This window comes from Paenibacillus sp. NMA1017 (genome assembly GCF_058895805.1).
This window is the reverse complement of record NZ_JBZXYR010000001.1, coordinates 982,256-996,904: the sequence shown is the minus strand read 5'-3', so window position 1 is coordinate 996,904 and position 14,649 is coordinate 982,256. Positions and strand designations below refer to the sequence as shown.

1 protein-coding gene is annotated in these 14,649 nt (G+C 41.5%); it reads left to right on the top strand.

Features of this window, described 5'->3' with window-relative positions; all coding sequences use genetic code 11:
* Positions 1-16: 16 nt before the first annotated feature.
* Positions 17-14,608: a non-ribosomal peptide synthetase gene (locus AC5ELV_RS04600; RefSeq protein WP_493429285.1), complete on the top strand. Its 14,592-nt coding sequence runs from the start codon at positions 17-19 to the stop codon at positions 14,606-14,608.
* Positions 14,609-14,649 lie beyond the last annotated feature (41 nt).

Here is a 14,649-nt window from a genome sequence, read left to right as displayed (position 1 = left end):
CAGGAGGAAACTAGTCATGTCGTCTAAACAACTTTTACAAAAGATTTATTCGCTAACACCGATGCAAGAAGGAATTCTATACCATACATTGCGTGAAGAAAATCAGGGTAATTTTGTAGTTCAGCTTTTTTTCAGTGTGGAAGGGGCTCTCTCACTAGATATTATGAATAAGAGTATGCAATTGCTTGTACAGCGACATGATGTTTTCCGTACCCTTTTTAATGTTGATAAAGCAAAGCGACCCATTCAAATGGTCGTAGACCATCTGGAAAATAAAATTGTTTTTCAGGATTTAACTGAAAAAAATAATGACTGCCAAATGGAATATATCTCTCATTATGCCGATGAGGAAAAAATGAAAGGTTTCGATGTAACTGCTGAAATGCTTGTTCGGCTTGCTGTATTTCAGACGAATCTACAACATTTCCGGTTACTGCTAAGCTTTCATCATATTATTGTAGATGGTTGGAGCTTGAGTGCGATAGTACAAGAGCTTTTTGAAATATATAGTGCCTTAACTACGCAACGATCACCTGATCTAAAGGAAATCCACTCTTTTCAAAATTATATCGAGTGGCTTAAACAGCAGGATCAAGATGCTGCAAGTTTATACTGGAACCAGTATTTAGAGGGGATTGAACAGTCCACTGCTCTACCATGGCAACCGAAACAGAAAAAGGAAGGCTACTTGCAGGAACAAGTTAAGTTTACCTTCAATCAGGAAATGACTAAAAAACTTAAAGAATTGGCACTTGCCTATCGTGTAACGATGAATGCTGTTATTCAAACAATCTGGAGCATCGTGCTAAAAAGATATAATAATACCAATGATGTGGTTTTTGGAACAGTCGTTTCAGGAAGGCATGCAGCGGTTTCCGGAATCGATCAAATGATCGGAATATTTATCAATACCAATCCAGTAAGAATAAATTTTGAGCAAGATATCCATTTTGAAGACCTGTTGACACTCATCCATAAGCAAATGATTGACTCCCAAGAGCATAGTCATTATCCTCTGATGAAGATACAAGCGGCTACGCCATTGAAAGAGAATTTAATTAATCATATTGTAGTTTTTGAAAATGTGCCTTTGGAATTCAATTTATTAGACGGACAGCATGTCCATGAGTTGAAAATCTATGATTTTGATTTAAAGGACCAGACAAACTACGATTTCAATATCATTATCATCCCCTCCGAAGAAATATCTGTATATTTAAAGTATAATGCATTTTTCTATTCGAATGAAGATATGCAAAAGGTTGCCGGACATATTCGTACGGTCACTACTGCCATCACTGAAAATCCACATATACTTGTTAGAAATATTTCAATTCTCACGCCAGATGAAAAAAAACGCATATTAACAGAATTCAACAACACAGACCAGGCTTTTTCTGGTCAGCAATGTTTACACGAATATTTTGAGGATAGAGCTATAGCTTATCCTAATAAAACCGCCCTCATCTTGGGTGAAAAAAAAATGAGCTATGAAGAGGTTAACAAACGTGCCAATCAATTAGCCAGAATACTACGACGTAAGGGGGTAGGTAGTAATCGGAGCGTTGGAATAATGGTTGAAAGATCATTTGAAATGATCATAGCTATACTTGCTATTCATAAGGCTGGTGGTGCTTATATACCTATCGATCTCGATTATCCCAAAGAGCGGGTTCGTTATATGCTGCAAGACAGCGGAACTAACCTTGTCTTAACAAAGACCAAATGGAACGAACGCCTCTCGGATTTTGGAACAGAAATCCTGCTTATGGATGTAAGCTTGTCTGGTAACGAAGATGACACCAATCTAAATTGTGTTAATAATCCTGATGACATAGCTTACATCATGTACACATCAGGTTCTACCGGCAAACCAAAAGGGGTTATAGTTCAGCATCGGTCCGTTGTCAACAATATGTTGTGGATGCAACGAAAGTATTCGATCACAAAAGCGGACATTATCATGCAAAAAACATCTTACACTTTTGATGTGTCCGTGTTTGAATTGTGCTGGTGGTATTTTCAGGGCGCAGCAACCCTATGTTTATTGGAGCCTGGAGCTGAAAAAGATCCTGAGAGCATAATCCGAACAGTTGAACAACAAAAAGTAACTGTAATCCACTTTGTTCCATCCATGTTACATGCATTTTTAGACTATTTGGAATATGGAGAGGGACATATTCAGCGTTTATCGTCTATACAAAAAGTTTTTACCAGTGGAGAAGCACTGACAAGCAGGCATGTTCAACGGTTTAACGATGGCTGGAGAAGAGATAAAAACATTGTTTTCGCTAATCTATATGGACCGACTGAAGGCACTATACATGATTCTTATTTTGATTGTCCTTCTGATTTTGAGATGGATTCCATACCAATCGGCAAGCCGATCGATAATATTCAAATGCATATTATAGACCAGGATGGTCAATTACAGCCAGTTGGTGTAGCAGGAGAATTATGTATTTCAGGTACAGGCGTAGCAGCAGGATATGTGAATCTTCCTGAAGCAACTGAAGAGAAATTTGTAAGAGATCCATTTAGAGCGGGTCAAAAAATGTACAAAACAGGCGATTTAGCAAGGTGGATGAGTGATGGAAATATTGAGTATATGGGGAGAAAAGACTTTCAAATTAAGATCCGTGGGTATCGGATTGAGACTGGAGAAATAGAAAACGTTCTACATCAATATCCAGGTATACAGCAGGCATTAGTCACAGTATATAAGGATGCCGAAAATAATGGACATTTATGCGCATATATTATGGAGTCTCGATCTATCGATGAAAACTCCATAAAAGATTATCTTATCCAATGCGTTCCAGATTATATGGTGCCGTCTTATTTTATAAAGTTAGACAGATTTCCTCTATCGCAAAGCGGAAAGATTGATCGTAGGAATTTACCAATACCGGACATCAAATTAAAGGTATCTGCTAGCTACACACCACCAAGAAATCATATTGAAACTGTGACATCAGAGATATGGGAAGAAGTGCTGGGGGTAGAAAAAGTGGGCATTTATGACCATTTTTTTGCGCTCGGAGGAGATTCTATCAAAGCCATTCAAGTATCATCACGTTTACAACGTCATAATGTGCATATCGGAATCAAGGATATTTTTGCGAATCCGACGATTGCACAATTAACTCAGGTGTTAACTGTACAAACAAAAGTTGTTGATCAGAGTGTTGTTGAGGGGATCGTTCCGCTTACACCTATTCAAAAGTGGTTTTTTGAACATCAGGGGATACAACAGCATCATTGGAATCAGTCCTTTATGTTGTATAGAAAAGAAGGATTTGAACCTGACATCCTTCAAGAAACAATGAATTATATTATTCATCATCATGATGCTCTGCGTATGGTGTATGCAAGCAAGGAAGACTCTATTGTACAAACAAATCAGGAAATGAAAGAATCAGCTTGGTTGCAAGTTGTAGATCTATCAAGTGATTTTGATGTAAGGGATTGTATCGCAAATTTTTCAGAAAAGATTCATATGAGTATGGATTTAACTACAGGTCCCCTACTGAAATTGGGACTATTCCAAACCATAGAAGGGGATCATCTCCTTATTGTTGCGCACCATTTGGTAATCGACGGTGTTTCTTGGCGAATATTGTTGGAAGATATCACACAGGTTTATAAACAGCTTAGTTCTGGAGAAAAGCCTTCATTACCGTATAAAACAACTTCCTATAAGAGCTGGGCTAGTGCACTAGAAGAGTATGCGAACAGTCCGGTATTACTTGATGAGATTCCATACTGGATGAATATGGATCAGCGGCATATTGAGCTTCTGCCTAAGGATCACACATGTTCAACCAATTTTATCAAGGATACGAGATCGATAAACATGCAACTATCCAAGCAGGACACAGACAATTTGCTTCGTCATTCCAATCAGACTTACAATACGGAAATTAATGATATATTGGTAGCTGCATTAGGGAGTGCACTCCGAGATTGGACAGATCACACCCAGATTCTTATCGGTTTGGAGGGACATGGGAGAGAAGACATAGTCCCTGGTATTAATGTCTCCCGGACGATCGGTTGGTTTACAACAATGTATCCTGTATTAATTGATCTTCCGCCATCTTGTTCTGTGCAGGATACGGTTCAACATGTAAAACAAACATTGCGCCAAATCCCGAAAAAAGGGATCGGATATGGTTTATTAAGATATGTTACTGCTCTGGAACACAATAAAGTAATGAAGTGGAAACTTCGTCCTGAAGTTTGTTTTAACTATTTAGGTGAGTTTTCCCAAAGTATAGATCAGGGAGTTTTTACACTTTCTGATATGTCTCAAGGTCAAATGCTTGATCCGCAATCAGAGCGAAGTTATTCCATTGATATAACGGCAGCAGTCATGGAGGACGAGCTAAGAATTTCTTTTATATACAACAAGCATGAATATGATGAAGATACACTAATCGAAGTTGCCCTGAATTTCAAGAATCATCTCCTGGAAATTATCAATCATTGTGTAACATCTGGGACAAGAGAGCTTAGTGGAAAAATATACCCGACAGCGCTTCCCGATCTAGAACAAATAAACGCTCCTTTTGCGTTAACTGATATTCAGATGGCATATTTTCTAGGTCGAGATGATGAGCTTGAAATGGGCGGCGTGTCCACTCATGTATATACCGAGGTGGAGACTGACGTTGACATGGTGCGTTTTAATCAATGCTTGAATAAAGTCATTCAGAGACACCCGATGCTAAGAGCAATAATCATGCCAAGCGGCGAGCAGGTTATTCTTAAAGACGTGCCTGAGTATCAAATGGCTATAGAAGATCTTCGATTTCTGACAAGAAGAGAACAAGAGGAACGAATTCATCTGGAGCGAAGCCGGATGTCACACCATGTGTTTGTTCCTGAACAGTGGCCGATGTTCGAATTCAAGGCTTTTCAGCTTGAGAATAATAAGTATCTATTATGTATGGGCAGGGATTTGCTCATTGCTGATGCAGCAAGTATGGATATTATCGGTCGTGATCTGATGTATTTCTATCACAATCCGAATGCCGAATTGCCCCAATTGGACTTCAGCTTCCGCGATTATGTTCTTGCTTATTTAGATTTGAAGCATTCTGAAATTTATGAGCTGGACCGAAAATACTGGCTTAATAAAGTTGAAGATTTTCCATTAGCACCTGTTCTCCCTTTACAATGTAACCCAGAACAAATAACAGCACCAAAATTTCAAAGAAAAGAGAAGATATACAATCAACAACAGTGGATTTCTTTAAAAAAGTTGGCTTTACAAAATGGAGTGACCCCATCTGCTTTGCTCGCGGCCATTTATTCATATCTTCTTTCCATGTGGGGGAATCAGGAAAACCTATCCATTAATCTTACGGTCTTCAATCGCTACCCTTTTCATGAACAGGTAGAACATATTGTGGGTGACTTTACATCAAACCTGCTGTTGGGCATTTCATTTAAACCTGGTACGTCATTGTGGGAAAAGGCCAAAGATGTTCAGTCTGTATTAATTGATGCATTGGAGCATCGCCACTATGAGGGTGTTGAGTTTATTAGGGATATTGTGAGACATCATGGAATTAGACATGGAAAGGCTGTAATTCCATATGTTTTTACCTCTGTGCTTTCTGAAAATAAAACAGAACGCATACCCGGTCTTGAACAATTAGGAAACTTGAAAACAGGAATAACGCAAACCTCACAGGTTTATATTGATTTTCAGGCTACGTTAGTAGCGGATGAATTATGGTTATTTTGGGATTATGTAGAGGAATTGTTTTCGCCAGAAATGATTGGAGGTATGTTCAGACAGTTTACGCAAATCATTGATTCTCTTTTGTTAAATGCTGTGCATTCCTCAAATCTGGAAATCGAAATAGAGAATGAGGAAGCTATCCGATTATACAACAATACGAACAAGGCTGTACCGCCTAGTACCTTGCATGGGTTGTTCGAGGAGCAGGCAGCGCGTACTCCAGAAGCAGTGGCCTTAATGCATAAGGATGAATGCCTCACGTATAAAGAACTGCAGAAACGTTCGAATCAGATTGCCCGGTATTTGCAAGAGCAGGGTGTATGTCGTGGTGATTATGTTAGCGTATTGGCAAGCCGGAGTATTGCAACCGTTGCTAATGTTATAGGTATTTTGAAGGCTGGAGCAGCTTATGTACCGGTGGATCCGGACTATCCGGAAGAACGGCGTCACTATATCTACGAGCACAGTCAATGTAAGTTGACTGTAGGACCGGAGTTGTACGATATAGCTGGCGTAGCAGGATATTCTGATGAGGCACTTCCGATGGATTATCATCCGGACGATGTGGCATATGTGATCTATACATCGGGCAGCACAGGCCGACCGAAGGGCGTAATCACAACACACGGAGCAGCAGCCAATACAATTCAGGATATCAATCATAAGTTCGGCATCCATGAGCACGACCGAATGATAGGTTTGTCCTCCATGTGTTTCGATCTATCTGTATATGATCTGTTCGGTGCCTTGGCAGCCGGAGCGGCATTGGTATTGATTGACGATCAGCGGGATGTGGAAGACGTCATCTACACAATAGAGCATCAAGGCATCACCCTCTGGAATTCCGTACCGGCTATTATGGAAATGGTGCTCGCCAACGTCACGGCTGACTTTCACAATGATGGAATTCGAACGGTGTTGCTCAGCGGGGACTGGATACCGCTACATCTGCCTGAGAAAATAAAACGACATTGCCCGCATGCAGAAGTGATTAGCCTGGGAGGAGCGACAGAAGCCTCGATTTGGTCCATCTACTACCCAATCGGGGAATGGGATGGCCAGACCGCCTCGATACCTTATGGCAGGCCGCTGGCGAACCAGCAGATGTATGTGCTGAACTATGAGCTGAAGCCTTGCCCGGCGGATGTACAAGGGGAATTGTACATTGGTGGGATGGGGCTTGCGGCAGGTTATCTGAATGATGAACAGAGAACCCGTGAATCGTTTGTGGAACATCCAGAGTTGGGCCGACTGTACCGAACGGGAGATTATGGCGTATGGCGTACGGCAGGTTATATCGAATTTCAGGGACGGAAGGATCAGCAGGTCAAGATCCGGGGGTACCGGGTAGAGCTGGGAGAAATTGAAGGACGTCTGCTGGCACATGAATTCATCAAAAATGCAGTAGTAATGGAACAAAGGGATCAACGCAATCACGTATTTCTATGTGCGTACTATGTTCCAGATGAGGAGGAAGTGACCCCGGAAGAACTGCGAATATATTTACAACGGGAACTGCCGAGTTATATGGTGCCGTCGCATTATATGGAACTGGAGAAACTACCATTATCTCCTAATGGGAAGGTGAATCGAAGAGAGCTGCCGATCCCGGATGTGGAGCAGCAAATGGATTCGAAATACGAAGAAGCACGTAATGAAACAGAACAGAAACTGACAGAAATATGGAAAGAGGTATTGGGCGTCGAACGAGTAGGAATCCATGATCATTTCTTTGAATTGGGTGGAAATTCGATTCTGATGGTGCAAATCCGAACAAGAATAAGTAGGGAAATGGGAATCGATTTGAATCTACGAGACTTTCTGCAGCATTATACCATAGCGAAGCTGTCAGAACGGATCGAGGAAGGCGTAGATACACAAGCGGCCATCGTGTATCCGGAGCTAACACCTGATCCGGAACATATGTATGAGCCGTTTCCGCTAACTGATGTACAGATGGCTTATCTGATGGGACGCGAGAACCATTTTGAGCTGGGTGGAGTGTCAACGCATGGATATACTGAAATCAAAACAGACTTTGATTTAGACAGACTTAATTGTGCATTACAACAGGTCATTAAACATCAACCCATGATGCGCGCAGTCGTATTTCCTACCGGAGAGCAGGTTATTCTGGAGAATGTACCGGGATATCGAATAACAGTGGTTGACCTTACCCATATGAGTTCGTCTGAGCAACAAGAACGGATAGTGTCAGAAAGAGAGCGAATGTCTCATTATGTATTTCCAACAGACCAATGGCCGCTCTTTGAATATAAAGCTTTTAAATTATCTGAAGGAATTCATTATTTGTTTGTCAGCTACGATATGTTGATTACGGATGGAGCAAGTATTCAGCTGATCGGGAAGCTGCTGGTTAAATTCTATAATGAGCCAAATTGGACGCCATCACAGTTACAGAGCACATTTAGGGACTATATTTTGGCATTGCAGCATTTTAAAAATTCGGAAACCTATACAAAGGACAAACTGTATTGGTTGAATAAATTGGAGGATTTTCCTTCAGCTCCGGAACTTCCTTTGAAAGCGGATCCGTCCGGTGTGACTAAGCCTCGTTTTTGCCGTCTGGAGCAAGAAATCGATAGAGAAACCTGGGAGAAAATTAAAAAGCAGGCGTATCAGTACAATATAACGCCTACAGCCGCTCTTCTTACTGCTTATGCAGAAGTGATGGCTTTTTGGAGTAATCAGCCTCAATTAGCCGTGAGTTTGACCGTTTTCAACAGACTGCCGTTTCATCAAGACGTAAAAGACATGATTGGGGATTTTACTTCCGTAATTTTAATAGAAATTGATCTCAGATCCGAGAAAGGGTATTGGGAGAGAGCTAAACGGATCCAGGAACGCCTTTTAGAATCACTTGAGCATCGGCATTATGATGGTATTGAATTGATACGGGAAATATCTAAATACCATAATTATGGTAATCGTGCTGTTATGCCTGTTGTTTTTACAAGCATGCTGCTGGGGAGCAAAGAAAGAGGCGAAGTTAGTTGGTATGAACTAGGTGAGATACAAATGGGGGCCGGACAGACGTCTCAAGTGTATTTGGATCACCAACTTTTTGAAGACAATGGTTCGTTGAGAATCGTTTGGGACTATGTTGAGCAACTATTTGATGAAAATGTAATTCATTCAATGTTCAAGCAATATATTGATACATTAACTCTGAATACTAATTGCATGAGAATTACTGAACAAGAAACGAAGTTGATGGAGAGCTACAATAATACAGAGAAACCGATACCATACACTACCTTGCACGGTTTGTTCGAGGAGCGGGCAGCACGTACTCCAGAAGCAGTGGCGTTAATGCATAAGGATGAATGCCTTACGTATGGAGAACTGCAGAAACGTTCGAATCAAATAGCTCGTTATTTGCAAGAGCAGGGTATATGTCGTGGTGATTATGTTAGTGTATTGGCGAGTCGGAGTATAGCAACTGTTGCTAACGTTATAGGTATTTTAAAAGCCGGAGCAGCTTATGTGCCAGTGGATCCGGACTATCCGGAAGAACGACGCCACTACATCCACGAGCACAGTCAATGTAAGCTGACTGTAGAACCGGCGTTTTACGATACAGCCGGCGTAGCAGGATATTCTGACGAAGCACTTCCGCTGGATGATCATCCGGACGATGTGGCATATGTGATCTATACATCGGGCAGCACAGGCCGACCGAAGGGTGTAATCACAACACACGGAGCAGCAGCCAATACGATTCAGGATATAAATCATAAATTCGGCATCCATGAGCACGACCGAATGATAGGTTTGTCCTCCATGTGTTTCGATCTGTCTGTATATGATCTGTTCGGTGCCTTGGCAGCCGGAGCGGCATTGGTATTGATTGACGATCAGCGGGATGTGGAAGATGTAATCTACACGATAGAGCATCAGAGCATCACCCTATGGAATTCTGTACCGGCAATTATGGAAATGGTGCTCGCCAGCGTCACGGCTGACTTTCACAATGATGGAATTCGAACGGTGTTGCTTAGCGGGGACTGGATACCGCTACAGCTGCCAGAGAAAATCAAACGACATTGCCCGCATGCAGAAGTGATTAGCCTGGGAGGAGCGACAGAAGCCTCAATTTGGTCCATCTACTACCCAATCAGGGAATGGAATGGACAGACAGCCTCGGTACCTTATGGTAGACCGCTGGCGAACCAGCAGGTGTATGTACTGAACTATGAGCTGAAGCCTTGCCCGGCGGATGTACAAGGGGAACTGTACATTGGTGGGATGGGGCTTGCAGCAGGTTATCTGAATGATGAACAGAGAACCCGCGAATCCTTCGTGGAACATCCAGAACTGGGCCGATTGTACCGAACCGGAGATTATGGAGTATGGCGTCCGGCAGGTTATATCGAATTTCAGGGACGGAAGGATCAGCAGGTCAAGATCCGGGGGTACCGGGTAGAGATGGGGGAAATTGAAGGACGACTGCTGGCACATGAATTCATCCAAAGTGCAGTGGTAATGGAACAAAGGGATGATCGCAATCACGTATTTCTATGTGCGTACTATGTTCCAGATGAGGAGGAAGTGACCCCAGAGGAACTGCGAATATATTTACAACGGGAACTGCCGAATTATATGGTGCCGTCATATTATATGGAACTGGAGAAAATACCATTATCCCCTAATGGCAAGGTAAATCGAAGAGAGCTGCCGATCCCGAATGTGGAGCAGCAAATGGATTCGAAATACGAAGAAGCACGTAATGAAACAGAGCAGAAACTGACGGAAATATGGAAAGAGGTATTGGGCGTCGAACGAATAGGAATCCATGATCATTTCTTTGAATTGGGTGGAAATTCGATTCTGATGGTGCAAATCCGAACAAGAATAAGCAGGGAAATGGGAATCGATTTGAATCTACGAGACTTTCTGCAGCATTATACCATAGAGAAGCTGTCGGAACGGATCAAGGAAGGTGTAGACACACAAGAGGCCATTGTGTATCCGGAGTTAATACCTGATCCAGAACATATGTATGAACCGTTTCCGTTAACGGATGTGCAGATGGCTTATCTGATGGGACGCGAAGACCATTTTGAAATGGGTGGAGTGTCGACACATGTATATATTGAGTTGGAAACTTCATTGGATATGGATCGGTTTAATCGAGCACTGCAAAAAGTTATTGAACGTCATGCTATGTTGCGAACGATTATCCTGCCGAGCGGACAGCAACAAATATTAGATTATGTTCCGGAATATCATATTGAGGTTATCCCGATACAGGATCTCTCCAAGGAAGCCCAGGAACAGAGAATACTGGCGGAAAGAGAGCGCATGTCTCACTACATTTTCAAGACCGATCAGTGGCCTCTATTTGAGTATAAGGCTTATCAATGTTCTGCAGAAATGTTTTACCTTTTTATCGGTTATGACATGTTAATAACGGATGGGGCAAGCTTTCAATTCATTCATCAGGAAATTATGAAATTTTATCATGATCCAGATTTAGATTTGGAAGGTGTGGACATTACTTTCAGAGACTACATGATGGCTTATACGGGTTTCAAATCCTCGGAAATATATAAAAGGGATCGGCAATATTGGATGGATAAACTGGAATGTTTTCCTGATCCTCCTGCTTTACCGTATGTTTCCTCACCGAGCCTGATTGTACAACCGCGATTCAAAAGGGTAACCAAACACTGCAATAGGGAGCTTTACGAAAAGCTAAAGCAAGTTTCACAAAAAAATCACGTGACACCAACTGCAGTGCTGTGTACTGTATTTGCCAAAGTGTTGTCATACTGGAGTAATCAATCCCAATTGGCTCTCAATTGTACTATTTTTAATCGTTATCCATTTCATAAAGATGTATATAAGATGATAGGGGACTTTACATCCGTTATGTTACTTGACATCACGCTTGAAGGAGGAAAATCTTTCTGGGAACAGACTGAATCCGTGCAAAACTTGTTGATGGAGGCGCTCGAACATAGGCACTACGACGGAATCCAATTCATCAGAGAGATAATACGTCAACGTGGTGCTGAAACTCATAAGGCAGCGATGCCCATTGTATTCACAAGCATGTTACTGGATACAGGGAAAGGTACAGATGAGTCTATTTATTTTATGGGGGATGTAAAGACAGCGGTTTCTCAAACCTCTCAAGTTTTTTTAGATTATCAGGTTCTGGAAGTAGATGGCGGACTCACAATCACTTGGGATTATGTTGAACAATTGTTTGATTCGGAATTAATTAAAGCGATGTTTGACCAGTACCTTATGCTGCTGGAATTTTCCTTAAGCTCAGATGCGGGTAATAGGTTCCCATGGGGACGTGAAAATCATCATCTGATTTCAGCTTTTAATGATACTTGTGAAGAAATTCCAAGCTCTACACTCCATTCCTTGTTTGAACAGCAGGTTGTGCGTTGGCCGGAGGCATTTGCAGTGATTTATAAGAACAGCCACATCACTTATCAGGAGTTAAATGAACGCTCGAATAGGGTGGCCCGCTATTTACATGAACATGGCGTGTGTCGTGGTGATTTTATTAGTGTATTAGCCAATCGGAGTATTGAAACCATTGTGAATATAATAGGTATATTGAAAGCCGGAGCGGCTTATGTGCCGATTGATCCTGATTATCCGGAGGAACGTCGTGAATATATTAGGGATCACAGTGGTTGTAAATTAAAGTTGGAACCGGATCTATACGTTAAGGAAGGTTTAGCAGTTTATTCTGGTGAAGCTCTCCCGGTCGAACGTGATCCTGATGATGTAGCCTACGTAATTTATACTTCAGGCAGTACAGGCCAACCTAAAGGGGTCATTGTTACACATGGGGCAGTAGCTAACACGGTGCAGGATATTAATCGTAAATTCAATGTGAATGAGCAGGACCGTATTATTGGATTATCATCCATGTGTTTCGATTTATCGGTTTATGATCTATTTGGAGCGTTAGCGGTTGGAGCGGCTTTAGTGCTTATTGATGATCAACGTAATATTACAGAAGTCGCCAAGACACTGGAGGAACATAAAATTACAATTTGGAACTCCGTGCCAGCTATAATGGACTTGATGTTGAATCATGTGCTTGGAGAAGAAGAGGAAAGCGGCTATTACTGGGATAGTATGTATCGCTCGTCTGGAGCGCGTAAGAAAAACACTTCTTTGCGTTTGGTCATTCTTAGTGGAGATTGGATACCTCTGAGTCTACCGGATAAAATTCGCAGACAATACATTCACGCGAATGTAGTAAGTATGGGTGGGGCAACAGAGGCTTCTATTTGGTCCATTTATTATCCTGTTTATGAAGTTCATGAAGATTGGGCCTCCATACCTTACGGAATGCCATTAGCTAACCAAACTTATTATGTATTGAATTATGATCAGGAACTTTGTCCAGTAGGTGTAAAAGGTGAGCTATACATTGGAGGTGTTGGCCTAGCGAAAGGTTATCTGCATGGAGAAGAAGAAACGGCATTTTCATTCTTTAATCATCCGAATTTTGGAAGATTGTATCGCACTGGAGACCAGGGAATCCTGAATTCAAAAGGATATATTGAATTTTTGGGACGTAACGATCAGCAAGTAAAAATCCGTGGTTATCGTGTAGAGCTTGGCGAAATTGAAAATCAGATTCTTCAAATTATTGGAGTAAAAGAAGCAGTGGTCTTGTATACTCCTGATTCAAGAGGAAATAAAGTACTGTGTGCATATATTGTGACCCAACCAAGCTTGGGCATTCAGGATATTAAAGAAGGTATTAGTCGTGCATTGCCAAATTACATGGTGCCCACCCATTATATTTGTCTGGATCAAATTCCTTTGACACCTAACGGGAAATTGGACCGAAAAGCACTGCCAGAGCCATCAGCTAAAACCATATTTCAAAAGAAATATGAAGCTCCAGTGACGGAGATGGAGTGCATTATGGTACGAATCTGGGAAGAGATTTTGGAGTATAGTTCCATTAGCGTGGACGATTCTTTATTTGAACTGGGGGTAGATTCGACAAGTGTAATTAAATTTGTGGCGAGACTAGCTACAGGGCACGGAATAGAACTTCCGATTCGGCAGATTTTTGTGACACCGACTATTCGAGAATTGGCATCCCTAGTTTCTTCATCTGAGACACAGATTAGTGACCTTTCTAACGAAAGAATGTTGTTTAATCCACAGGGAAAAAGAGACCGGAACATATTTTGTTTCCCTCCGGTAGTGGCTCTAGGGGTTGTATATCAAAGGCTTGCTGAATTCCTAAGTTCCTATCGATTGTATAGTTTTAATTTTCTTGAGATTGAACAGGACCGTCTCATTGTAGAATATATCCGCCTTATAAAAGAAGTTCAGCCTGAGGGACCTTATGTATTTCTAGGGATTTCAGCAGGAGGCAATTTGGCTTTTGAGATTACAAAAGCCCTTGAAAAACAGGGAGATAAGGTTCGCCAGCTCATTTTATTGGACTCATTTTACATTACAGAAATAAATTCAGAGCGGCTTACAACGGAGGAGAGTCGTAAATATGCAAAAGAAACGGTAGATCTTATGTTAGAAAAATATCCACAACTACAAAGTGAAGGTGATTTTTTTCATCTCCATGTTGGCGAGAAGATTCAAAGATATTATGCTTATTTGGATAATTTAATGAATTCTGGACAAGTTGCGGCTCATATTCATGTTATTAAATCTCTTCAGAGTCAAAGTAAACATATCCGTGGAGATATCCAAATGTGGGAGCATTCTACAATTGGGGAGTATTCCATTTGTGGTGGGTATGGAGATCATGAAAGCATGCTTGATGCTACATTTGTTGAACAGAATGCAGCGTTGATTCTAAGCATATTAGAAAAATAAACGATAAAAAGAGGTATTCCATGGCTATTTTGGCTCCAGGA

Bases quoted from the DNA above. Each gene is read 5' to 3' on its own strand.
- AC5ELV_RS04600 (WP_493429285.1), top strand. From the start codon at position 17: ATGTCGTCTAAACAACTTTTACAAAAGATTTATTCGCTAACACCGATG.